Here is a 22,697-nt window from a genome sequence, read left to right on the forward strand (position 1 = left end):
TCGATGGCGACTTATGTGCTCGTGCCGGGTGGCTGGCGCGGCGGCTGGTGGTTCGAGCCGCTGGCCCAGCGGCTGCGCGCCGAGGGGCACGAGGCGTATCCGGTGACGCTGTCGGGTGTCGGTGACCGGGTTGTGAACCTCGACACGCACATCCAGGACGTCATCGACGTGCTGACGGCCGAGGATCTCCATGACGTCGTCCTCTGCGGGCACAGCTACGGCGGCATGGTCGTGAGCGGCGTCGCGGACCGCGCGCCGGAACGGGTCGACTCCGTGGTGTACGTCGACGCCTACGTTCCCGAGGACGGCGACTCCTGCTTCACGCTGACCTCCGACGCGTACCGGGCCGTGTTCCTGGAGCAGTCTCGAGGCGACGGGCATTCGGTGCAGCCGCGTCAAGGCGGCGACCCGCGGACGACGGCGCAGCCGCTGGCGACGTTCCTCCAGGCGATCAGGCTCACCGGCTCGCTGGAGCGGTTCCGCCGCCGCGACTACGTCTACCTCTCGGGTTGGACGGGCAGCCCCTTCACCGATCTGTACGAGCGGTTGTCCCAGGATCCGGCGTGGCACGTGCACACCCTGCCGGTGGGGCACGACGTGATGGCCGCGGCGGCCGACGAGCTGGCGGAGATCCTGCTAGCGCAACAGATCCGCGATGGCGGCGATGCCGGGCTCGATGGTGTGCTGGGGAGTGTCGCCGAAACCGAGCACCAGCCGGGGCTCGGCGGACGGTGAGTGGCACATCGGCGCCAGGCCGTAGACGCCGACGCCGCGCTGCCGAGCTTCCGCGATGAGACGGGCCTCGTCGGTGCCGGGAGGCAGGTGCAGCACGGCGTGGAAGCCGGCGGCCAGGCCGGTGATGCGCAGGCCGGGCGCATGCGTGGCGACGGCGGCGACGAGTGTCTCGCGGCGGGCGGCGTAGACGGTGCGGGACCGACGCAAATGGCGGTCGTAGCGGCCGGACTCGATGAGCAGGGCGAGGGCGAGCTGGTCCAGGCTGGGGCTGCCGCGGTCGGTGACGAGCTTGCTGTGCGCCAACGCGCCGAGCAGCCGCTCGGGCGCCACGAGCCAGCCCAGGCGCAGCGCCGGGGCGAGGGATTTGCTCACGGTGCCAAGGGAAACGACGCAGTCGGGGCCGAGACCCTGGAGCGAGCCGACGGGTTCGCGGTCGTAGCGGAACTCGGCGTCGTAGTCGTCCTCGATGATCACGCCGCCGCGCCGCCGGGCCCACGCGATGAGCTCCTGGCGACGCTGCCCGGTGAGCACGACGCCGGTGGGCCACTGGTGGGCGGGCGTCACGACGACGGCCCGCGCGCCGCTGCGGTCGAGGGCGGCGACGACGAGGCCGTCCTGATCCACGGGGACGGGCACGGCGGTCATGCCGGCGGCGCGGGTAGGGCCGATGGCGCCGGGATCCTCGAACGCGAAGGCGTCCATGCCGTCGGCGGCGAGAGCCCGCAGCACAAGGCCGAGGCCCTGGGCCATGCCGGTGCACACCACCACGTGGTCGGCGGTGGCGGCGACGGCCCGAACCCGACGCAGGTACGCGGCGAGCACCTCCCGCAGCCGCCGCTCGCCGATCGGATCCCCGTAGTCGAAGGCGGAATTCGGGGCGGTGCGGCAGACCTCCCGGATCGCCCACGCCCAGTCCTCGCGCGGCGCGAGCCGCAGATCGGGGACGCCGTGGCGGAAGTCGGCGATCTCGGGGCGTTCCCTGACCACCGGGCCCGGCCGTGACGACACGGCCGGTGCGACCGCGCCGGCGGCGACGCGCGTCGCCGAGCCGGGACGGCTGGTCAGGTAGCCCTCGGACTGCAACTGGGCGTAGCTGTCCTGGACGAGCCCGCGCGACAACCCCAGCGCGCGGGCGAGTTCGCGGGAGGAGGGCAGCCGCTCCCCGGCGGCCAGCCGGCCGTCGCGGATGGCGTCCCGGAGCTGGTCCTCCAGCTGCGACCGGAGCCCGGCGCCACCGTCCCGGTCGATCCTGATCAGCAGCTCCGGGCCCGAACCGGACCACTCCACAGCCATGGAACTGGACCTTACTGGTGATCCGGTCACGCCCTAGCGTCGAAGCCATGACCACCGATCTCGCCGCCCGACCCGCGCTCCTGTCCCGCGCCCTGCTGCTGCGGTTCGTGTCGATCTTCGGCGCGTCGGTGGGCTTCGCCCTGCCGCTGTCCGTGGTTCCCCTGTACGCCAAGCAATCCGGCGCGGGGTTCGTGACAGTGGCGTTGCTGCTGGCCACGGTGGCGTGCGAGCTGGTCACGCCGGCGCTGATCCGCGTCGTCGGCTACCGCTGGTCGCTGGCGCTCGGCCTGATCCTGTTGGGCGCGCCGACCTTCCTGTTGACCGTCGGCAACGACATGTGGCTGATCGTCGCCGTGAACATCGTGCGCGGCGCGGGTTTCGCGATCGCGGTGGTGGCCGGCGGGGCCGTGACGGCGGTGCTGATCCCGTCCGAGCGACGCGGCGAGGGGCTGGCGGTGGTCGGGCTCGTCAGCGGTGTGCCCAGCATGCTGGCGCTGCCGGCCGGCGTCTGGGCGGCCGCGCGCTGGGGCTTCGATCCGGTCTTCATCGCCACGGGTGTGGCCCCGCTGCTGGCTCTGCTGTCGTTGCCGGGCCTGCCTCGCAAGGCTCCCGTGCGCGAACCGCACAGTCTTGTCGATGGCCTGCGCCATGCGCCGATCATGCGACCGGCGACGATCTTCGCGGTGTCCACCGCCGCCACCGGCGTGCTGGTCACCTTCCTCCCGCTGGCCACGGCTCCCGGGATCGCCGCCGCCGCGCTGCTCGCCCAGCCCGCCGCCGCCACCGCGACCCGCTTGATCGCCGGCCGGCTCGGCGACCGGTTCGGCGCGGGTCGCCTGCTCGGGCCCGGCATCCTGTTGACCGCAATCGGCATGGCCGCCATCGCGATGACCGACTCACCGGCCGCGGTGATCGGCGGGGCGCTCGTGTTCGGCGCCGGCTTCGGCGTCATGCAGAACGCCTCGCAGGCGCTGATGTACGCCCGTGTGCCGGCCGGCGGCGAAGGGTCCGTCAGCGCCATCTGGAACGCCGCCTACGACCTCGGCATGGCCGCCGGCGCGCTCGCCGCCGGCCTGGTCGTCGCCGAGGTCGGCTACCCCGCGATCTTCCTGCTCACCGCCGCCGCCACCCTGCCGGCGCTCGCCCTCGTGCGCCGCGACCGACGACCGTGAAGGAGAAACCGATGCTGGCCGACCACTTCCCGCTGCTGGGCCTGCGGCTGCGGACGCCCCGGCTGGAGCTGCGGCTGCCGTCGTCCGAGGAACTCGGCGAGCTGGCCGACCTCGCCGTGGAGGGCATCCACGACGCCGACGTCACGCCGTTCCCGACGGCCTGGGCGCTGCAATCGCCGGGCGAGGTGGCGCTGCGCGTCCTCCAGGACCACTGGCAGTCCCTCGCCGCCTGGTCGCCGCGGGACTGGACGCTGCGGCTGGCCGTGTTCCTCGACGGTGTGGTCGTCGGCCAGCAGCGGATCAGCGGCCGCGACTTCGCCATCACCCGGCAGGTGGAGACCGGATCGTGGCTGGGCAAGCGCTATCAGGGGCGGGGGATCGGCACCGAGATGCGGACCGCCGTGCTGCACCTGGCGTTCGCCGGCCTCGACGCGGAGGAGGCGGTCTCGCTGACCTTCGCCGGCGTCGACGCCTCGATGGCCGTCTCCCGCAAGCTCGGCTACGAGCCGAACGGCGTCGACCGCTACGTCATCGACGGCAAGCTGACCATGGACTACCGGATGCGGCTCACCCGCGAGGCATGGCGGCAGGCGCCGGTGACCATCGACGGCCTCGATGGTTGCCGCACTCTGCTCGGGCTCTAGGAGCGGGCGCGCCGGACTCCCGTGACCAGCGACCACAACCCGAGGATCACCACGATCGGACCGATCGTCGCCCACAGCCGCGAACCGGTCATGAAACTGCCGGTCACGTAGCCGAGGCCCTGCGCCGTCCACAGCGCGCCGAGCAGCACCAGCACCACGCCGAGCACCACGAACACCCACCGTTTCACGGCTTGAGCGTACGCCCGTTCCGGGCCGCCCCAGCGCCCGCGATTTTGCGCGTTGACCCCACCGTATCGAGGCTACGTCAGAATGGGCGGCCTCACACGATTCGGTGACAGGACGTTGGGGGTTTTCCAAGATCATGACCAACTTGCGGATCATGGCGGCGGTCGCGGTCGCCGCCACGCTGGTGACCGGCCTGGCCGCCTGCGGCGGCTCCGGCGCGTCGAGCGGCTCGGGCGAGCAGTTCAACGCCGCCGTGGCCACCGTGCACCGGCCGTCCGACGCCAAGGGCGGCGTCATCCGGATGGCCAACCCGGGCGACTGGGACTCGCTCGACCCGGCCGAGTCCTACTACTCCTACGAGTGGGACTTCGCCCGGCTGTTCGGCCGGAGCCTGCTCACCTTCGCCCCCGCGCCCGGGAAGGACGGCACCAAGCTGGTGCCGGACCTGGCCACCGGCATGGGCACGGCCAGCGACGGCGACAAGACCTGGACGTACCACATCCGCACCGGCGTGAAGTTCGAGGACGGCACGACGGTCACCACCAAGGACGTCAAGTACGCGGTGGAGCGGTCGCTGGACAAGACGGTGTTCCCGGACGGGCCCACCTACTTCAACGACTACCTCGACCTCAAGGGCTATACCTCGCCGTACAAGGACCCGTCGCCGGACAAGCTGGGTCTGTCGGCGATCGAGACCCCCGACGACACCACCATCGTCTTCCACCTGAGCCGCGCGTTCGCGGGCTTCGACTACTTCGCCATGCTGCCCTCGACGATGCCGGTCGAGCGGTCCAAGGACAGCGGCAGCGACTACAAGAAGCACGTGGTGTCCAGCGGGCCGTACATGTTCGGCACGAACACGCTCGGCAAGGGCTTCACGCTGGTCCGCAACCCGCACTGGGACCCGAAGACCGACCCGGTCCGCAAGGCGCTGCCCAACGAGTTCGACGTCTCGCTCAACGTCAACGCCGACGACATCGACCAGCGGCTGATCGCCGGCGACCTGGACTTCGAGATCACCGGCAACGGGCTCCAGGCCGCCGCGCAGGGCAAGGTCGTGGCCGACCAGCGGCTCAAGGCCAACGCCGACAACCCGTCCAGCGCCCGGCTCTGGTACACCGCTATCAACGGCGACGTCGCGCCGCTGGACAACGTGCACTGCCGGCAGGCCGTGGAGTACGCCGCCGACCGCAAGTCGTACCAGGCCGCGTACGGCGGCTCGCTCGGCGGCGACGTCGCCAGCAACCTGCTGCCGCCGGTCATCCCGGGTGCGAAGGCGTTCAACCCCTACCCGTCTCCGGACAACACCGGCGACCAGGCCAAGGCCAAGCAGGAGTTGCAGGCCTGCGGCAAGCCCGACGGCTTCACGACCACCATCTCCTACCGGGCCGAGCGGCCCAAGGAGAAGAACGTGGCCGAGGCGCTCCAGCAGTCGCTGTCCAAGGTCGGCATCCAGCTGACGATCAAGCCGTTCCCGCAGAACGACTACGGCAAGCTCTACGCCGGCAAGCCCGACTACGCCAAGAACAACAACCTCGGCCTGATCGTGTACGGCTGGCAGGCGGACTGGCCGGAGGGCTTCGGCTTCCTCAGCCAGATCGTGGACAGCCGGGTTATCCGGGCCTCGGGCGGCAACAGCAACTTCGGCGTCAAGGACCCGGCGGTGGACGCGCTGCTCGACCAGGCCACCACCACCGAGGACACCGCCGGGCGGGAGAAGCTGTACGACCAGATCGACCAGAAGGTCATGGCCGACGCCTACATCCTGCCCGGCGTGGTCGCGAAGGCACTGCTGTACCGGCCGAGCAAGGTGACGAACCTGTTCGTCAGCGACGGCTACGGCATGTACGACTACGCCGCCGTCGGCGTGCAGCAGTAATAGTGGTCGCCGGCCGCCACAACCGGCGGCCGGCGACCGACTCAACGACTCTTGTTGGCGTGTTCCCCGAGCACCCGGACCGCCTCCTCGACGGCGGCGAGGCGGGCCCGGCGCACGGCGTCCGACAGCGGGCGCAGCGCCTCCTCGCGCTTACGGGTCGAGGACGCCGACATCGCGCCGCCGGGGGCGTCGCCGGCGGCGACCTCCAGGATCGCTGCGACCTCCGTGGCCCGCTGCAACACCCGCAGCGACCGCGGCGGCATGCCGTCGGGCCACGCCGGCACCGGCTGCGCGGCCATCACCGACTCGATCTCCTTGCGCACGTTCGGGCGGTGCCGCGCCACGTCCAGGTCGACGAGCGCGCTGGCGGCCTCCCGCATCGCGCCGGCCAGCGCGTGCTCGGCCTCGCCGAGCGGGATGTGCTCGGGCGGCAGGATCTCCGGCAGGTCGAACACGGTCCAGCGGATCACCTGGTCGGCGACGAGTCGCGGCACGATGCCCAGCCCGGCCTCCGGCAGCACGACCGCCTGCCCGGCGCGCAGCGCGGTGGCGCTCAGCGGCCCGTTGCCGCCGAGTCCACGCACGTCGCCGGCCACCGGCAGCACCAGCCGGCCGTCGCCGGCCTGGGTGCGCCGCAGCGCCGCGAGCAGCAGCGCCGGGGCGACCGGCATCTCGTCGGGGCCGGGTAGGTCGAGGGCCGTGGCGGTGCCGTCGTCGTCGGCGACGACCTCGTGCAGCTCGGCCCAGATCTGGAGGGCGTCAAGGACGTCGTCGGCGGCGGCCGCGCCGTGCAGCCAGGCAGACGTCCAGACGACCAGCGTCGCACTCGGACAGGACACGCCTACCGAGATTACAGACGCGAGCGGGATCAACCGGTCGGACCCACCCGGCGGATCAGCAATTCACGGAACATGTGCTCATCGGACGGGAGCGCGAAGGCGCGGTGCGGCACGGCGTACACGGGGCCGTGCGCCCGCGCGCCGGCCCGCAGCACGATGCCGTGCTCGGTCTCGTGCCACGCCTGGAGCGAGGACCAGGCCAGCTCGCCCGGCAGGCCGGTGCCGTGCAGGCGCAGCGCGTACTCGTCGGCGGTGGCCCGCACGCGCTGGTTCGCGGACACGGTGTCCCGGTAGAGCAGGCGGGCCTGCCACGGCACGCCGATGGCGACCGCACCGGCCGCCACCAGGCACAACAGTGCCGCCGACGGGTTGTCGACGAGCAGCAGGACGGCCGCCAGCATCACCAGGCAGACCGCGAAAGCGGGAGCGAAGCGAACGGCCGGCGCGACGGCGCGCAGCGCGTCCCGGCGATCGGCCGGCTCCGGCTCCCAGGAGAACTCGACGCGCACTGGCGCCTCCGTAATCTACGTCACACTGCGGATGCGCCAGTCTGCTCCGGAAGAGTGATCGATTGCCACTTCGGCGCGCCGGGCGGTCGTCCATGTTCGCCGAGCGTCATCGGCCTGGACCGTCCGTAATAGAACTGACAACGGTTCGCATTCTCTTTCGCGCTGTATGCTCCCGGCGCGGCTCTGCTGGGGCAGGTGGTGGAAAGGTGCACGCGGCGAACGGGGTTCCGCTGCGGGTCGAGGTGCTGGGACCGGTGCGGGCGCTGCTCGGGGATCGCGAGATCGCACTGGGTCCCCCGATGCAGCGCGCCTTGCTCGCGCTGCTGGCGCTGCGCGCGAATCGCGCCGTCGGCCGCACGGAACTGGTCGACGCCCTCTGGGGCGACGACCCGCCGACCACCGCCGGCGGCAGCGTCTCCACCTATCTCTCGGCCCTGCGGCGGGCCCTCGAACCGGACCGTCCGAGCCGTGCGCCGAGCGCGCTTCTGGTCTCCGCCGGCGCGAATTCCGGGTACATGCTCCGGCTGGAAAGCGGCGCGCTGGACTCGGACCAGGCCGAACAGCTGCGTGAACGGGCAAGAATCGCGCGAAGTTCAGGCGATCTTCACGGCGCGGTGGTCCAGCTCCAGTCGGCGCTGCGGCTGTGGCGGGGGCTGCCGTTCGACGGGATCTCCTGCCCGTTCGTCGCGGGCGAACGAGCCCGGGTCGACGAGCTACGGCTGGCCACGGTGGAGTCGTTGGCCGACGCCCTGATCGCGCTCGGCCGCAACGACGACGCCGTCGCCGAGCTGTCGCCGGTCGTCCGGCAGCAGCCGCTGCGCGAGCGGCCGCGGGCGCTGCTGATGACCGCCCTCTACGGCTCCGGCCGCAAGGCCGACGCGTTGGAGGTCTTCGAGGACGGCCGCCGCGTGCTCGTCGACGAACTCGGCATCGAGCCCGGCCCCGAGCTGCGGGACCTGCACCGCGACCTGGTCGCGGACAGGCCGGCCGCGCCGGCGCCGGTCGCCGCGCCCGTCAGCACCGGCGTCGCGACCACGCCGAAGCCGGCCCAGTTGCCGCACGACGTCCCCGGCTTCACCGGCCGCGTGGACGAGTTGGCGCAGCTGGAGGAGGTTCTCGTCGGCGGGGACCGGACGGTGGCGGTGATCTCCGCGATCGACGGCAGCGGCGGCATCGGCAAGACGGCGCTGGCCGTGCACGTCGCGCACCGCGTCGCCGAGCAGTTCCCGGACGGCCAGCTCTACGTGAACCTGCGCGGGTTCGACCCGCAGCAGCCGCCGCTGCAGCCGGCGGCGGCGCTGGGGCAGCTGCTACGCGGCCTGGGCGTGGAGGCGTCGGCGATCCCGGCGGAGACCGACGAGCAGGCGGGCCTGTACCGGAGCCTGATCGCCGGCAAGCGGATGTTGGTGCTGCTGGACAACGCCGCCAGCACCGATCAGGTGCGGCCGCTGCTGCCGGGCAGCCCCAGCTGTTCGGTGATCGTGACGAGTCGTAGCCGCCTCGGCGGGCTGGTCGCCCGTGACGGGGCGCATCGCGTCACGCTGGACGTGTTGGCGGAGCCGGAGTCGTTGGAGATGCTCGCCGCCGGCGTCGGGGCGGCGCAGATCGAGGCGCAGCCGGAGGCTGCCGCCGAGCTGGCCCGCCTGTGCGGGCACCTGCCGCTGGCGCTGCGGATCGCCGCCGCGCAGCTCAACGACCGGCCGCACCTGGACTTGGACGATCTTTGCCAGGAGCTGGCCGACGAGCGGGCCCGCCTGGACGTGCTGGCGGTGGACGACGAGAGCACGGCCGTGCGGGCGGTGTTCTCGTGGTCGTACCACGCGTTGAAGCCGGAACCGGCCCGTATGTTCCGCATGCTGGGGCTGCACGCCGGCACCGAGATCAGCGTCGCCGCCGCGGCCGCGCTGGCCAATGTGCCGGTGGTGCGGGCCCGGCGGCTGCTGGACGTCGTGGCTAGCGGACACCTGCTGGAGGGCGTCGGCCGCGACCGCTACCGCTTCCACGACCTGCTGCGCGTGTACTCGGCGGAGTGCGCCGCCGAGCACGACAGCCGGGCAGAGCGGATCGCCGCCGTGAGCCGGCTGCTGGACTTCTACCTGCACACCGCGAACACCGTCGACGAGATGCTGGCGCCGTTCCGGCGGCGCTCCGAGCTGCCGCCGCCGGTGCCGGGCGGGCAGCCGGCGACGTTCACCGACAGCAGCGCGGCGCTGGCGTGGTGCGAGGCGGAGCTGGCCAACCTCGTCGCCGCCACCGCGCAGGCAGCCGAGCTCGGCGACACCTACCACGCCACCGGGATTCCCGCCTCGATGTGGGCGTTCTTCGCGCTGCGCACGCCGTGGCCGGAGTGGATTTCCAGTCACCAGACGGGAATCGGCGCGGCGGTGGCCGCCGGCGACCGCTACGGCGAGGTGCGGCTGCTGATCGGACTCGGCTACTGCTACAACGAGCTGCGCCGGCACATGCAGGTGCTGGAGTGCATGGAGCGGGCCCGGGTCGTGTATGAGCCGCTGGCCGGCGGGCCGCTCGACCACGTCGTCGAGGGCTCGCTGGGGCCGGCGTACTTCTGGGCCGGGCGGGTGGACGAGGCGTTCGAGCTGACCAACCGCGCGCTGACCGCCGCCCGCGACATCGGCGACCGGTGGAGCGAGGCTTGGGCGCTGAGCCACCTCGGGTCGTACTGCCGGGTCCTGGGCCGGTACCAGGAGTCCGTGGCCGATTTCGACCGGGCGCTGGGGCTGTTCGTGGAGATGGACGACCGGGCCGGGGCGATCAAGGTGTACCGGGAGCTGGGCGAGGCGCACCGGCACTTCGGCAAGCTCGACCGGGCTGCCGACTGCTTCCGCGGCGCCGTCCGGCTGTTCCGCGAGTCCGGCGGCCGGCCCGGGGAGGCGTGGTCCCTGCACGAGCTGGCCAGCGTCCTGCACGAGGACGGCCGGCTGGACGAGGCCAAGGAGTCCTGGGAGCAGTCGCTGGCGATCCTCGAGGAGGTCGGCGACCACCGCGTGGAACAGGTCCGCCGCCGCCTCGCCGCCATAGACGCCGCCGCCGGCGTCCGCCGCCCCCGCTAGAACCCCCGCGAGTCGCGCCCTCGGGCACACCGAATGCACGTCTGGGGCACACCCCGCGAGTCGCGCCCAGCACCAGAACGAATGTCAGCCTGAGGCATACCCCGGCGAATCCCGCCCAGCGTCACACCCATTTCCGGTGTCGTGCAGATCTGAGACCCCAGGCTCGTTTCTGCCCGAAACCTGCAATCGCCCTGTCTGACTGTGTTTCATTTCTGGGCGAACTCGCGGGGGATAGGGTTTTGGGGTGTTGCGGGGTCGGAGTCGTGAGGTCGAGGCGCTGGACGGGCTGCTGCGGGACGTGCGTGGCGGGCGGAGCCGGGTGCTGGTGCTGCGGGGCGAGGCGGGGGCCGGCAAGACGGCGCTGCTGGAGCATCTGATCTCCGCCAGTGCCGGCCAGGTGTGCCGGGCGGTGGGCGTGGAGTCGGAGAGCGAGATCGCCTACTCGACGTTGCAGCAGCTCTGCGCGCCGCTGATGGGTCGGCTGGACCGGCTGCCGGAGCCTCAGCGTGACGCCCTCGCGGTCGGCTTCGGGCTCCGGACCGGCGACGCGCCGGACGCGCTGCTGGTCGGGCTGGCGGTGCTCGGCCTGTTCGCGGAGTCCGCGGCGGAGCGGCCGCTGCTGTGCGTGGTGGACGACGTGCAGTGGCTGGACCGGATGTCCGAGGTGATCCTGACCTTCGTCGCCCGGCGGCTGGACGCGGAGTCGGTGGCGCTGGTGTTCGCCTCCCGCAGCCCCGGCGACGAGGAGATCCTCGGCGGCCTGCCGGAGCTCCGCGTCGACGGACTGTCCGATGTGGACGCTCGCGCGCTGCTGGACTCGGTGCTGCCGGGGCCGGTCGACGACCGGGTCCGCGGCCGGATCATCGCCGAGACCCGCGGCAATCCGTTGGCGCTGCTGGAACTTCCGCGCGATCTGACGCCGGCGGAGCTGGCGTTCGGCTTCGGCGGCCAGAGCGTGACGCCACTGGTGAGCCGGATCGAGGACGGTTTCCAGCGGCGCATCGCCGTGCTGCCGGAGGACACCCGGGTGCTGCTGCTGGCCGCCGCGGTCGAGCCGCTCGGCGACGTCCCGCTGCTGTGGCGGGCACTTCAGCGCCTGAACGTCGGGCCGGACGCCGCGGTGCCGGCCGAGTCGGCGGGCCTTATCCAGCTCGGTGCACGCGTGAGGTTCCGGCATCCCCTTGTGCGGTCGGCGAGTTGGCGGTCCGCGCCGCCGGCGCTGCTCCGCGACGTGCACCGGGCGTTTGCCGAAGTCACCGATCCGCAACAGGATCCGGACCGGCGGGCCTGGCACCGTGCCCACGCCGTCCTCGGTCTCGACGAGGAGGTCGCCGCCGAGCTGGAGCAGTCGGCGGATCGGGCCCGTTCGCGGGGCGGGCACGCCGCGGCGGCGACGTTCCTCGAACGCGCCGCGGAGTTGACGTCCGATCCGAAGGCCAGGGCCGCCCGTGCGCTGGCGGCCGCGCGTTCCCGGTTCGCCGCCGGCGAGCCGGCGAAGGTGCCGGAGCTGTTGGCCGCCGCCGAGATCGGGCCGCTGGATCCGTTGCAGCGGGCCGAGGTCGAACGCCTGCGCGCCCAGATCTCGTTCACGGTGGGCCCGTTGCTCGCGGCCGCCCGTCGGCTGGAGGAACTGGACCTGGTCGCCGCGCGGGAGACCTACCTGTGGGCGCTCGGCGCCGCCCTGCAGTGCGTCGACACGGACGATCCGCGGATGGCGGCCGAGGCCGGACTGGCGGCGCCGGCCGGCGCCGAACCGGCCGGTGCGTTGCTGACCGGCCTGGCGACCTGGGTCCTCGACGGCTCGCTGCCCTCGCTGTCCCCCGTTCCCGAGGACGATCTGAGCCTGCTTCGGCTGACCGTTCCCGTCGCCCAGGAGGTGTGGGACGACGGGGCGTGGCATCGCCGTACCGAACTCGCCGTCGACGCCGCGCGCCGAGCCGGGGCGCTCGCGGTTCTGGCGTCGGCGTTGACCTTCCGTGCCGATGTCCTGATCCATGCCGGGCGTTTCGCCGACGCCTCAGCGCTTCTCGACGAGGCGAAGTCCATTCAGGACGCCACGGGCCTCGCCGGCGACCCTGCCGCCGGGCTCATCCTGGCCGCGCTGCGCGGTGAGGACCAGCCGGTCGACGCCGCCGAAGGACGCCTCGCGGCCGTGGCCAGCCACGCCCGGGCCGTGCTGTGCAACGGCCTCGGCCAGTACGCGGCCGCTGTCAAGGCGGCGACGCGTGCCGCCGAACGCGCCGATCTCGGCGTCACCAACTGGGCGCTGGCCGAGCTGGTCGAGGCCGCCGCCCACGCCGGCGAAACCGCCGTCGCCGCAACGGCTCGGGATCGCCTCGCCGAACGCACCTCCGCCGCCGGCACCAACTGGGCCCTGGGCACGCAGGCCCTCGCCGACGCGCTCGTCACGTCCGCGGAGGACCGCTACACCGAGGCGATCGAGCGCCTCGACGCCACCCACCTCGGGCTGCTCACCGCGCGGGCTCGGCTCCTCTACGGCGAGTGGCTGCGCCGCGAGAACCGGCGCGTCGACGCCCGTGCCCAGCTGCGGTTGGCCCACGCGGCCTTCACCGCGGCCGGTGCCACCGGCTTCGCCGACCGTGCCGGTCGCGAGCTGACCGCGACCGGCGAGACCGTACGAAAGCGATCCGCCGACGCCGTCGAGGAACTCACCCCGCAGGAGGCCCAGATCGCCCGGCTCGCCGTCGCCGGCCGGACCAACCCGGAGATCGCCGCCACGCTGTTCCTCAGTCCCCGCACGGTGGAATGGCACCTGCGCAAGGTGTTCACCAAGCTGGGCATCGGGTCGCGAAGGGAGTTGGCCGGCGCGCTGCGCTGACACTCCTCACCTGCCCTTGAGCGGCACGGCGAACGACTTGCGCAGGCTCGCCGGTCCGACCAGCGGCAGCGCGGCCGCCAGGAGCCGCTGCTTGACGTTGTGGGGGTTCCGGGTCAGCTCGACCTCGACCCGGGTGCCCTCGCCCTCCGGCGTCAGCTGGATGACCCAGCCGCCACCCTCGCCGAACAGCTTGGACTCACGGGTGGTGACGGTGACCTTGGTGGCGTCCCAGTCGTACCGGGCACGTTCCCAGGCGGCGGCGGTGCCCTCGGTCACCTCGGCCCAGTTGTCGCCGCGGTCGTGCACGGTGAAGTGCTCGGCGTCGATGGACGGCCAGTGCTGGGGGCGGTCGGGGCCGAAGTCGGTGAGCACGGCCAGGGCCTCGGCGGGGCTGAGCGTGGAGACGAGGTGGAAGCGCGTGACGGACATTTTTCCTGCCCTTTCTCGGTGTTTCGGACAGGGGAAAGCTTCGCCCGGCCCGCACCCCGGTCGCCCCAGGGCAACTCACTGGTGCGCACCCTGGGCCCGTCACCTGCGGTCCAGCGTGGGGCCGGTTCGCGTCACCACGCAGTCTTTGATCGCTACCCGATCGCGCAGTCGGCGAGTAGCGCCTTGGCCTCGTGGACGTCCGCGCTCCCCAGGATCCGGTCCACTCGCGCCGTGAAGTCGCCGGGCACGCCGGGGAGCCGCGCCGCGCTCGCCACGGCGTTCTTCTCCGTCGCCAGCCACGTGCCGGCCCGGGCGTGCAGCACGTGCACGAGGCACCCGATGGCCCGGAACAGGAATCCCGTGGCGGAGAACCGGTCGCCGCGCAGTGCCGGGGTTTCTGCGTTCTGTATGCAGAATCCCGCCTCGAAGCCGTAAACCCGGTCGATCGCCGCCGCCAGCTCCCGCGGATAGGGATCCAGCCGCGCCCGGACGTCGGTCAGCGCCCCGGCGGGATCCGCCAGCACACGCGCGGTGGCCAGCTCGGCGAGATAGGCGTACGAGAAGAACCCCAGCGGATGCCCGACCTGCTGCTCGCAGCGCACGACGCCCCGCAGCGCCTCGTCCAACACCGCCTCGACCCGGTCCAGATCCCGCCACAACAGGTCCGTCTTGGTCCCGGGGGTCTTGAGCCACGCCCCGCCGTCCACCCACGGACCCCACTCGCCGGGCCCGGCGACGGTCGATCCGGGGTGCTCGGCGGCGATTTCGCGGAGAGCGGACAGGTCCATCGGGCCCCGCCGGTACACGCCGAGGTCGGTGTCGGAGTGCTCGTCGGCGGTGCCGCGGGCGCGGGATCCGCCCAGCACCACGCCGATCACGCCGGGCACGTCCGCCAGCCGGGCCGCCAGCGCGTCGAGATCGATCATGCTGGCGAAGTCTGCCGGTGGAGTTGCTCCACGTCGACCTATTTGCCAACGGCTATTAGCTTCGTAAGGGTGACAGTTGTTCCGACCCCACCCCACTCGCTGCCGACGACCGTGGGCCAGTTGCGCGCCGCCGGCCACGAGCCCCGCTCCGTCAAGGCCGAACTGCGGGACAACCTGCTCGGCGCGCTGCGCGCCGGGCGCGACCCGTGGCCCGGCATCGTGGGCTTCGACCGCACGGTGCTGCCGCAGCTGGAGCGGGCCATCATCGCCGGCCACGACGTCGTGCTGCTCGGCGAGCGCGGCCAGGGCAAGACCCGCCTGCTGCGCACGCTCGCCGGGCTGCTGGACGAGTGGACGCCGGTGATCGCCGGCGCCGAGCTCGCCGAGCACCCGCTCGACCCGATCACGCCCGCCTCCCGCCGCCGCGCCGCGGAGCTGGGCGACGACCTGCCGGTGTCCTGGCTGCACCGGTCCCAGCGCTACACCGAGAAGCTGGCCACCCCGGACACCTCCGTCGGCGACCTGATCGGCGACGTGGACCCGGTCAAGGTGGCCGAGGGCCGCAGCCTCGGCGACCCGGAGACCATCCACTTCGGACTCGTGCCCCGGGCGCACCGCGGCATCGTGGCCATCAACGAGCTGCCCGACCTGGCCGAGCGCATCCAGGTGGCGCTGCTCAACGTCATGGAGGAGCGCGACATCCAGGTCCGCGGCTACACGCTGCGGCTGCCGCTGGACGTGCTGCTCGTGGCCACGGCCAACCCCGAGGACTACACCAACCGCGGCCGCATCATCACGCCGCTCAAGGACCGGTTCGGCGCCGAGGTCCGCACCCACTACCCGCTGGAGGTCGCCGGCGAGATCGACCTGATCCGCCAGGAGGCCCAGCTCGTCGCCGAGGTCGGCGACCACCTGGTCGAGGTCGTCGCCCGGTTCGTGCGGCACCTGCGCGAGTCGGCGTCGGTCGACCAGCGCTCCGGCGTGTCCGCCCGGTTCGCCATCGCGGCGGCCGAGACGGTCGCCGCCGCGGCCCTGCGCCGGGCCGCGCTCACCGGCGAGTCGCCGGCCGTGGCGCGTCCCGTCGACCTGGAGGCGGTGCCGGCGGTGCTGCGCGGCAAGCTGGAGTTCGAGTCCGGTGAGGAGGGCCGCGAGCACGAGATCCTGGAGCACCTGCTGCGCCGCTCCATCGCCGACACGGCGCGCGGCAAGCTGGCCGGGCTGAACCTGCGGTCGCTGGCCGAGGCCGTCACCGAGGGGCACCCGGTGTCCACCGGCGAGCGCGTGCCGGCCACCGAGGTCCTTGCGGCGCTGCCGGAACTGCCCGTGCTGCACGAGGTCGCGGCGCGCCTGGACGTCAAGGCGGACCAGCCGGCGGGCTGGATCGCGTCGGCGGTCGAGTTCGCGCTGGAGTACCTGTACCTCAGCCGCCAGCTGGGCAAGGACGCCGACGACGAGATGACGGTCTACGGCTGATGGCGACCCCGGCACGGCGTTACCGCTACCACGAGTGGCTCGGTGGTGCGGATCCGCTCGCGGCGCCGCCGGATCTGCGGGCGGCGCTGGACGAGCTGGGGCGCGAGGTGATGGAGGGCTCGTCGCCGCAGGCGGCCCTGCGTGAGCTGATGCGTCGGGGCGTCGAGGGCACGCGCGGCCTCGACGACCTGACGCGCCGGGTCTGGGAGCGGCGGTCGCAGATCCAGCGCCGCAACAACCTGGACGGCACCATGCGGGAGGTGCAGCGGCTGCTCAACGAGGCGCTGACCGCCGAACGCCGCGAGCTGTTCCCGAATCCGTCCGACGACGCGCGGTTCCGGGAGGCGCAGCTGGACGCGCTGCCGTCCGGCACCGCGGCGGCGGTCACCGAGCTCGCCGAGTACGACTGGCAGTCCACGCAGGCGCGCGAGTCGTACCAGAAGATCCAGGACCTGCTCGGCCGGGAGATGCTGGAACAGCGCTTCCAGGGCATGAAGCAGGCGATGGAGAACGCCACGCCGGAGGACGTGCAGCGGATCAGGGACATGCTGTCCGACCTGAACTCGCTGCTGTCCGCGCACGCGGCGGGGCAGGACACGACCGAGCAGTTCCAGGAGTTCATGCGGAAACACGGTCAGTTCTTCCCGGAGAACCCGCAGAACACCGACGAACTGATCGACGCGCTGGCGCAGCGATCCGCCGCGGCGCAACGGATGCTGAACTCGATGACCGACGAGCAGCGGGCGGAGTTGGCTCAACTGGGCCAGCAGGCCTTCGGCGACGCCGGCCTCGGGGCGCAGCTGGACCTGCTCGACGCGCACCTCCAGCAGCTGCGGCCGGGGGAGGACTGGACCGGCTCGGCGCGCTTCCGCGGCAAGAACCCGATGGGACTGGGCGAGGGCGCCCAGGCCATGGCGGATCTGGCCGAGCTGGACGCGTTGGCCGAACAGCTGGCGCAGTCCTATCCGGGCGCCTCGCTGGAGGACATCGACGCCGAGGCGCTGGTCCGGCAGCTCGGCGCGGAGTCCGGTGTGGACGCCCGTCGACTGTCCCAGTTGGAGCGTGAGCTGCGTCAGCAGGGGCTGCTGGAGCGGGCCGCCGACGGCTCGCTCCGGTTGACGCCCAAGGCCTTGCGGCGGCTCGGCGAGACGGCGCTGCGGCAGGTCGTCGACCAGCTGCGGGGGCGTGGCGAGCGGGACAGCGACAAGGCCGGTGCGGCCGGTGAGCCGACAGGGTCCACGCGGGCCTGGGAATTCGGCGACACCGAGCCGTGGGACGTGTCGCGGACCGTGCGGAATGCCGTGCTGCGCACGGCGTCCTCGGGCGGCGGGCGCGTGCGGCTGGCCTTCGAGGACGTCGAGATCACCGAGACCGAGCAGCGGGCCCGGGCGGCGGTCGCGCTGTGCGTGGACACGTCGTGGTCGATGGTGCAGGACGGGCGGTGGCTGCCGATGAAGCGCACCGCGCTGGCGCTGCACCAGCTGATCTCGACCCGGTTCCGAACGGATGCGTTGCAGCTCATCACGTTCGGGCGGCACGCGTCCACTGTGGACATCGGCGAGCTGACGGCGCTGGAGGGCGCGTGGGAGCAGGGCACCAACCTGCACCACGCGCTGCTGCTGGCCGGCCGGCACGTGCGGCGGCATCCCGACGCGCAGCCGGTGGTGCTGGTCGTCACCGACGGAGAGCCGACCGCGCACCTGGAGTCCGACGGCGAGGCCGTGTTCAACTACCCGCCGATGCAGCGGACGTTGGGCAAGACCCTGGTCGAGGTGGACAACCTGGCCAAGCTCGGCGCGTCGGTGACGGTGTTCCGGCTCGGCGACGACCCGCGGCTGGCGCACTTCGTCGACGTGGTGGCCCGCCGCAGCGGCGGCCGGGTGATCGCACCGGACCTGGACGGGCTGGGTGCGGCGGTGGTCAGCGACTACCTCCGCAACCGTCGCCAGCGCTGACTTCCTTCTACCTCACCGCTTGCGGGCGGTGAGGTAGAAGGCGACGCTGCTGATCAGGCCGACGAAGCAGACGAGCAGGCCCACCGCCAGGAACAGGTAGCCGGTGTCGCTGACCGTCTGGACCTCGGTCGCGGTGGAGCCGTCGGCGCTGAGTTCTTCGTAGCTGGAGTTGGCGATGGTCAGCACCATCCAGATGCCGGCGCCGAGGAAGACGGCCGCGAACGCCAGCCACCACGCGCCGAGCCGGCGGACGCCGTTCATGCCGTCGGTGAACAGGGCGGGGTCGCAGTGTTCGCGCAGGGCGTTGGTCACGGCCGGCGTGTTCGCGGCCAGGCCGTCCAGGCGGGTCCTGCTGCCGTCCTCGAAGCTGATCACGCACCGGAAGCCGGTGCCCAGGACCCGGGACAGGTTGTTCTCCCGTGGGCGGGCGGCGATCGTGACGTTGGTGACGGCGTCCCAGTGCCAGGCCCGGACCTGGTTGGCCGTGGCGTGGACGAGGCCCTGCTCGCGGACCTCGAAGTACTCGTCCGAACCGCCGCGCCAGGCCTTCGACAGCTGCAGCACGCCGATCACCAGCCCGCAGAGGCCGACACCGATCGCGACGCCGACCGTCTTGTTGGGGCCGTAACCGTCGCTCGGATCGGTGATGCCGAACAGGAACACGCCGGCGGCGCCGACCACCACCCCGATGGCCAGCGCCCAGAAGCCGGTCACCAGGCGGCGTCTGTTGTCCACGCGGTGGGTGCTCAGCACCGGGCCGAGTTCGTCGATTGTCTCCACGCGGCGGACGGTAGCCGGAGTTGCCGAGTCCGCGCTGAACCTTGATCCACTCGTCGCAAGGGTCAGGCGTTGTCCGTCAGCACCTCGTCGACGAACTTGTTCAGGCTGGCCATCATCCGGGTGACGTCTTCGTCCACGGTGGACGACGGCTTGAAGTTCGGGGTGGACGGCTTGCGCTTGCCCCGCAGGTACAGGCTGCACGCCAGGTCGGCGCAGATGTAGGTGCCGACGGTGTTGCCGAGCTTGCCCGCGTTGCCCGTGCGGCGCGCCGCGAACAGCGTCACGTCGGACGCGGCGTGCGTGGTCATGCACAGAGCGCACAGGGACCGCTTCAACTGGCTCGCGTTCGGCGTCGCGGCGCGCATCGCCAGCCCGACCAGCCGGCCCTCACGCGGCAGCACCAGGTAGGCGTTCGACGGCGCCTTCGGGTCGCGCCAGCCCAGGAAGTCCAGGTCGTCCCAGTCGACGTCGGCCAACTTGGCCGGCAGGCTCAACCGCCGCGCCTCGCCCTTACTACAGTTCACAAAGGATGCCCGAATGGCACCCTCGTCCATCGCTTCCACGCCCCCGATCATCCCCGCTCACGCAACCCGGTTTCTCGGTTGCCCCCGGGGGTGAGATTTGCGTTCAGGAAGGCCGTTGCCAGGCGCCAGGCCTCGGCGGCGGCTTCGGGGTGGTGGAACATGGGGGCGGCGTGGTTGTGGAAGGCGTGGCCGGCCTGCTCCTGCACGTGGATCTCGACGTTCGGCCGGCCGGCGACCGCCGCCTCCACCCGCGCGACGGCGTCCCGCGGGATGTACGGGTCCTGCCCGCCGAAGTGGAACTGGAGCGGGCAGGTGATCTCGTCCAGCAGGTCCAGGTGGTCGGGGACCCCCGAGCCGTAGAACGAGACGACGACATCCGGGTCGGCCGCGGCCGCCAGCCGGTACGCCAGCCAACCGCCGAGGCAGAAGCCGAGGGCGCCGGCCCCGCCGGTGACCTCCGGCAGCGACCGCATGTGTTCGAGGGTGGCGACGACGTCGGCGAGCCCCAGCTCGTGGTCGAACTCGCCGACCACCGCCAGCGAGGCGTTCAGACCGGCCTCGTCGTGGCTCGACGACCAGCCCGGATCCGTCCGCCAGAACAGGTCGGGCACCCCGACCACGTACCCGGCGGCGGCCAGCTCGGTGGCCACCGAGCGCAGGTAGTCGTCCAGGCCGAAGATCTCCTGGACCAGCACGAGGGCGGGGCCCCGCCCGCTCGCCGGCAGCCACACCGGCAGGTCGAAGTCGCCGACGGTCTCCACACGGCTAGTCACGGCATGCGTTGTACCAGACCCGGCCGGCATTCCCGGATCCGGTCACGTCCCAGATGCTGGACGCACACATGGGCCGGTCGGACGGGCGCTGCTGACCAGGCCGGTTGCCGCGATTAGTGTCAAAGGCATGCAGACCTGGTCATCAGTCCCGGTACCCCGGGTTCCCGGCACGCCCCGGCCCCTGCGGCTGTTCGACACCTCGACCGCGCAGGTCCGGCCGACCGCCCCCGGCGAGACGGCGACCATCTACGTCTGCGGGATCACCCCGTACGACGCCACCCACCTCGGGCACGCCGCCACCTACCTGGCGTTCGACCTGGTGCAGCGGCAGTGGCTGGACAACGGCCACCAGGTGCACTACGTGCAGAACGTCACCGACATCGACGACCCGCTGCTGGAGCGGGCCGAGCGCGACCAGGACGACTGGGTGGTGCTCGGCATGCGGGAGACCGCCCTGTTCCGCGAGGACATGGTCGCGCTGCGGGTGCTGCCGCCGCGGGAGTTCGTCGGCGCGGTCGAGGCGATCCCGGAGATCGTCGAGGCCATCGCCAAGCTGCTGGCCAGCGGCGCCGCGTACCGGGCGGACGACGCCGAGTACCCGGACGTCTACTTCGACCGCGCCGCCTCCGGGCACTTCGGATACGAGTCGAACTACGACATCCCGACGATGACCGGCTTCTTCGCCGAGCGCGGCGGCGACCCGGACCGCGTCGGCAAGCGGGACCCGCTGGACGCGCTGCTGTGGCGGATGGCCCGTCCCGGCGAGCCGTCGTGGGACTCCGAGCTCGGCGCCGGGCGGCCCGGCTGGCACATCGAGTGCAGCGCCATCGCGCTGAACCGGCTCGGTGACGGCTTCGACGTCCAGGGCGGCGGCTCCGACCTGGTGTTCCCGCACCACGAGTTCAGCGCCGCCCACGCCGAGGCGCTGACCGGCCGGCACCCGTTCGCCCGGCACTACGCGCACGCCGGCATGATCGGCCTCGACGGCGAGAAGATGTCCAAGTCCCGGGGCAACCTGGTGTTCGTCTCGCGGCTGCGGGCCGACGACGTCGACCCGGGCGCGATCCGGTTGGCGCTGTTCGCCGGTCACTACCGCCAGGACCGGGCGTGGACGAGCGACCTGCTGACCGCCGCCGAGGACCGGCTCGCTCGCTGGCGTTCGGCCGTGGCGTTGGAGTCGGCGCCGGACGCCTCGGACACGGTCGCCCGGCTGCGTGACCACCTGTCCGACGACCTCGACACGCCGAAGGCGCTGGCGGCCGTGGACGCCTGGGCGGAGCAGGCGCTGACGCACGGGGGTTCGGACACCGAGGCCCCGGGCCTGATCCGCACCGCCGTCGACGCCTTGCTGGGGATAGAGCTCTGAGCTGACGCAGTTATCCACAGGTGACCCCCTGCCAAGATCATCGGCAGGGGGTCGCCTGTAGGCTGGGTGCGGGGCCGGCCCCCAGGGATGGGCGGGGGCTGTTCCTCGTTCGGGCGTGGGAATGCGAATCCTCTTTTCGGGCGTTTAGCTAAGGCTCGCCTAATTGTTTTCGTGTTGCGATCTTGGGTATCCGCTGGCACGGTCGGAATCGCCGAACGACGCCATGAGGAGTGCTCATGACCACCACGGAAATGCCCGCCGTCAGCGAATGCACCGTCACCGGCTGCTCGTACAACCACGACGGCTGCCACGCCTTCGCGATCACCGTCAGCGGCGAGAACGGCCACGCCGACTGCGCGACCTTCATTCCGCTGGCCCGCAAGGGCGGCCTGCCGATGGCGGTTGCCCAGGTCGGCGCCTGTTCCCGGATGGACTGCATGCACAACCGCGACCTCGAGTGCACGTCGCCGGGCGGCGTGCGAGTCGCGCCCGGCGACGGTGGGAACGCCACCAACTGCATGACCTACACCAGGGCCTAGGAATCGCTCTTCGCCGTGAATACCGCGAAACTGGGGCTGCGGCGGAGATCGGCCCAGAACTCGTCGCCGCGTTCGTCCGACGGGACGACCGTCGGCGCACGGGTGACATCGGTGAGGCCGGCTCGCGTCAACGCGCCGTCGAATGCGCCGACGGGCCAGAAATACGAGTCGAAGGCGAACGCCGGTTCGTCGAGGACCCGCACCGACACCGGCTGCCGGAACGTGAGCGGGCCGGTCCGGACGACGTCGTAGCCGTAGCGACCGTACGGCCCCGCCAACACGTCGAAATCGGCGTCGGGATTGGGGACCAGGACGGCGAGGGTGCCGCCGGGCGCGAGGTTCGCCGCGAGGTTGGCGACCATGCGGTCCAGGGCGGCGGGATCCTCGGCGTAGCCGAGCAGCCATACCGCCGTCACGACGTCGAAGCGGCCGAGCACCGGCAGGTCGCCGGCGTCGAGCCGCCGGTAGGCGATCCCACGCGGCTGCTTGCCCTCGACGTACTCGGCGTACGCGATCATTTCGGCCGATGAGTCGACCCCGACCACCTCGGTCGCGCCGAGGTCGACGAAGTTGCGCGGGTAGAAGCCGGTGCCGCACGCGACGTCCAGCACGGACCGGCCGGTGAGCGGCGGCAGCGCGGACAGGAAGGTGGCCTGCTCGGCCAGGCCGGTCGGGATGTGCTTGGCGCGCTCGTAGGTCTGGCCGAGCGCGTCGTACTGCTCGTCGGATTCCGCCATGGGAACCAACGCTAGTGCCAACCGCGGT

20 protein-coding genes are annotated in these 22,697 nt (G+C 72.2%); 10 read left to right on the forward strand and 10 right to left on the reverse strand.

Going from position 1 to position 22,697, the window contains the following annotated elements:
* Positions 1-3 precede the first annotated feature (3 nt).
* Entirely contained in the window at positions 4-735 is a 732-nt protein-coding gene (locus BCF44_RS37455) for an alpha/beta fold hydrolase (protein ID WP_116179227.1), read from the forward strand.
* On the opposite strand, the gene pdxR is transcribed toward BCF44_RS37455, so the two are convergent.
* Positions 637-2,028, reverse strand: a complete 1,392-nt coding sequence (pdxR, locus tag BCF44_RS37460; RefSeq protein WP_170217955.1) for a MocR-like pyridoxine biosynthesis transcription factor PdxR — start codon at positions 2,026-2,028, stop codon at positions 637-639. The genes BCF44_RS37455 and pdxR overlap by 99 nt on opposite strands.
* A 47-nt stretch (positions 2,029-2,075) precedes the next feature.
* Here pdxR and BCF44_RS37465 point away from each other — a divergent pair, with 47 nt between their 5' ends.
* Together BCF44_RS37465 and BCF44_RS37470 are read left to right on the forward strand one after the other, a co-directional pair.
* Positions 2,076-3,200 carry an MFS transporter gene (locus BCF44_RS37465; protein WP_116179228.1) on the forward strand — a complete coding sequence of 375 codons (1,125 nt, stop codon included), beginning with the start codon at positions 2,076-2,078 and terminating at the stop codon, positions 3,198-3,200.
* 11 nt (positions 3,201-3,211) lie between these two features.
* The gene (locus BCF44_RS37470) at positions 3,212-3,844 is read left to right on the forward strand and encodes a GNAT family N-acetyltransferase (RefSeq protein ID WP_116179426.1); all 633 of its coding nucleotides are present in this window, start codon (positions 3,212-3,214) and stop codon (positions 3,842-3,844) included.
* On the opposite strand, the gene BCF44_RS37475 is transcribed toward BCF44_RS37470, so the two are convergent.
* Positions 3,841-4,032 (reverse strand): hypothetical protein, encoded by a 192-nt coding sequence (locus BCF44_RS37475; protein ID WP_116179229.1) that lies wholly within the window; start codon positions 4,030-4,032, stop codon positions 3,841-3,843. The two genes, BCF44_RS37470 and BCF44_RS37475, sit on opposite strands and share 4 nt — an antisense overlap.
* 134 nt (positions 4,033-4,166) lie before the next feature.
* Between BCF44_RS37475 and BCF44_RS37480 the strand changes: the two genes are divergently transcribed.
* A complete protein-coding gene (locus BCF44_RS37480; RefSeq protein ID WP_116179230.1) occupies positions 4,167-5,909 on the forward strand; it encodes an ABC transporter substrate-binding protein in 1,743 nt (580 codons plus the stop codon).
* Positions 5,910-5,950: 41 nt separating this feature from the next.
* Here the strand turns inward: BCF44_RS37480 and BCF44_RS37485 are convergent, their stop codons facing one another.
* Together BCF44_RS37485 and BCF44_RS37490 are read right to left on the reverse strand one after the other, a co-directional pair.
* On the reverse strand, positions 5,951-6,748 hold the full coding sequence (locus BCF44_RS37485) for a hypothetical protein (protein WP_116179231.1): 798 nt from the start codon (positions 6,746-6,748) through the stop codon (positions 5,951-5,953).
* A 29-nt stretch (positions 6,749-6,777) separates the two neighbouring features.
* On the reverse strand, positions 6,778-7,257 hold the full coding sequence (locus tag BCF44_RS37490) for a YcxB family protein (protein ID WP_116179232.1): 480 nt from the start codon (positions 7,255-7,257) through the stop codon (positions 6,778-6,780).
* Between the two features lie 206 nt (positions 7,258-7,463).
* On the opposite strand from BCF44_RS37490, the gene BCF44_RS37495 reads away from it, so the two are divergent.
* A complete protein-coding gene (locus BCF44_RS37495) occupies positions 7,464-10,328 on the forward strand; it encodes an AfsR/SARP family transcriptional regulator (protein ID WP_170217956.1) in 2,865 nt (954 codons plus the stop codon).
* A 244-nt stretch (positions 10,329-10,572) separates the two neighbouring features.
* The gene (locus BCF44_RS37500) at positions 10,573-13,167 is read left to right on the forward strand and encodes an ATP-binding protein (RefSeq protein ID WP_116179234.1); all 2,595 of its coding nucleotides are present in this window, start codon (positions 10,573-10,575) and stop codon (positions 13,165-13,167) included.
* Positions 13,168-13,173: 6 nt separating this feature from the next.
* Here the strand turns inward: BCF44_RS37500 and BCF44_RS37505 are convergent, their stop codons facing one another.
* The gene (locus BCF44_RS37505; protein WP_116179235.1) at positions 13,174-13,596 is read right to left on the reverse strand and encodes an SRPBCC family protein; all 423 of its coding nucleotides are present in this window, start codon (positions 13,594-13,596) and stop codon (positions 13,174-13,176) included.
* A 152-nt stretch (positions 13,597-13,748) separates the two neighbouring features.
* Entirely contained in the window at positions 13,749-14,522 is a 774-nt protein-coding gene (locus BCF44_RS37510; RefSeq protein WP_116179236.1) for a nucleotidyltransferase domain-containing protein, read from the reverse strand.
* Positions 14,523-14,591: 69 nt separating this feature from the next.
* Here BCF44_RS37510 and BCF44_RS37515 point away from each other — a divergent pair, with 69 nt between their 5' ends.
* Complete coding sequence (locus tag BCF44_RS37515) at positions 14,592-15,995, forward strand: ATP-binding protein (protein ID WP_116179237.1); 1,404 nt, start codon at positions 14,592-14,594, stop codon at positions 15,993-15,995.
* Positions 15,995-17,950, forward strand: a complete 1,956-nt coding sequence (locus BCF44_RS37520; RefSeq protein ID WP_116179238.1) for a VWA domain-containing protein — start codon at positions 15,995-15,997, stop codon at positions 17,948-17,950. The genes BCF44_RS37515 and BCF44_RS37520 overlap by 1 nt, the downstream gene beginning before the upstream one ends.
* Positions 17,951-17,962: 12 nt before the next feature.
* On the opposite strand, the gene BCF44_RS37525 is transcribed toward BCF44_RS37520, so the two are convergent.
* From BCF44_RS37525 to BCF44_RS37535, 3 genes are all read right to left on the reverse strand, one after another.
* Positions 17,963-18,730: a hypothetical protein gene (locus BCF44_RS37525; protein ID WP_116179239.1), complete on the reverse strand. Its 768-nt coding sequence runs from the start codon at positions 18,728-18,730 to the stop codon at positions 17,963-17,965.
* Positions 18,731-18,792: 62 nt separating this feature from the next.
* Positions 18,793-19,305 carry an FBP domain-containing protein gene (locus BCF44_RS37530; RefSeq protein WP_281283185.1) on the reverse strand — a complete coding sequence of 171 codons (513 nt, stop codon included), beginning with the start codon at positions 19,303-19,305 and terminating at the stop codon, positions 18,793-18,795.
* The gene (locus BCF44_RS37535; protein WP_246016032.1) at positions 19,302-20,027 is read right to left on the reverse strand and encodes a dienelactone hydrolase family protein; all 726 of its coding nucleotides are present in this window, start codon (positions 20,025-20,027) and stop codon (positions 19,302-19,304) included. The genes BCF44_RS37530 and BCF44_RS37535 overlap by 4 nt, the downstream gene beginning before the upstream one ends.
* Before the next feature lie 127 nt (positions 20,028-20,154).
* Here BCF44_RS37535 and mshC point away from each other — a divergent pair, with 127 nt between their 5' ends.
* Together mshC and BCF44_RS37545 are read left to right on the forward strand one after the other, a co-directional pair.
* Positions 20,155-21,393, forward strand: a complete 1,239-nt coding sequence (gene mshC, locus BCF44_RS37540; RefSeq protein ID WP_116179241.1) for a cysteine--1-D-myo-inosityl 2-amino-2-deoxy-alpha-D-glucopyranoside ligase — start codon at positions 20,155-20,157, stop codon at positions 21,391-21,393.
* A gap of 236 nt (positions 21,394-21,629) precedes the next feature.
* Entirely contained in the window at positions 21,630-21,932 is a 303-nt protein-coding gene (locus BCF44_RS37545) for a DUF1540 domain-containing protein (protein WP_116179242.1), read from the forward strand.
* Here BCF44_RS37545 and BCF44_RS37550 read toward each other — a convergent pair.
* Positions 21,929-22,669 (reverse strand): class I SAM-dependent methyltransferase, encoded by a 741-nt coding sequence (locus BCF44_RS37550; RefSeq protein ID WP_116179243.1) that lies wholly within the window; start codon positions 22,667-22,669, stop codon positions 21,929-21,931. The genes BCF44_RS37545 and BCF44_RS37550 overlap by 4 nt on opposite strands.
* Positions 22,670-22,697: the final 28 nt, after the last annotated feature.

Source organism: Kutzneria buriramensis (assembly GCF_003387475.1).
Lineage (GTDB): Bacteria > Actinomycetota > Actinomycetes > Mycobacteriales > Pseudonocardiaceae > Kutzneria > Kutzneria buriramensis.

Excerpts from the sequence above, each read along its gene's own strand:
- BCF44_RS37455 (WP_116179227.1), top strand. The coding sequence starts at position 4 with ATGGCGACTTATGTGCTCGTGCCGGGTGGCTGGCGCGGCGGCTGGTGG.
- pdxR (WP_170217955.1), bottom strand. The coding sequence starts at position 2,028 with ATGGCTGTGGAGTGGTCCGGTTCGGGCCCGGAGCTGCTGATCAGGATC.
- BCF44_RS37465 (WP_116179228.1), top strand. The coding sequence starts at position 2,076 with ATGACCACCGATCTCGCCGCCCGACCCGCGCTCCTGTCCCGCGCCCTG.
- BCF44_RS37470 (WP_116179426.1), top strand. The coding sequence starts at position 3,212 with ATGCTGGCCGACCACTTCCCGCTGCTGGGCCTGCGGCTGCGGACGCCC.
- BCF44_RS37480 (WP_116179230.1), top strand. The coding sequence starts at position 4,167 with ATGACCAACTTGCGGATCATGGCGGCGGTCGCGGTCGCCGCCACGCTG.
- BCF44_RS37505 (WP_116179235.1), bottom strand. The coding sequence starts at position 13,596 with ATGTCCGTCACGCGCTTCCACCTCGTCTCCACGCTCAGCCCCGCCGAG.
- BCF44_RS37510 (WP_116179236.1), bottom strand. The coding sequence starts at position 14,522 with ATGATCGATCTCGACGCGCTGGCGGCCCGGCTGGCGGACGTGCCCGGC.
- BCF44_RS37520 (WP_116179238.1), top strand. The coding sequence starts at position 15,995 with ATGGCGACCCCGGCACGGCGTTACCGCTACCACGAGTGGCTCGGTGGT.
- BCF44_RS37530 (WP_281283185.1), bottom strand. The coding sequence starts at position 19,305 with ATGATCGGGGGCGTGGAAGCGATGGACGAGGGTGCCATTCGGGCATCC.
- mshC (WP_116179241.1), top strand. The coding sequence starts at position 20,155 with ATGCAGACCTGGTCATCAGTCCCGGTACCCCGGGTTCCCGGCACGCCC.
- BCF44_RS37545 (WP_116179242.1), top strand. The coding sequence starts at position 21,630 with ATGACCACCACGGAAATGCCCGCCGTCAGCGAATGCACCGTCACCGGC.
- BCF44_RS37550 (WP_116179243.1), bottom strand. The coding sequence starts at position 22,669 with ATGGCGGAATCCGACGAGCAGTACGACGCGCTCGGCCAGACCTACGAG.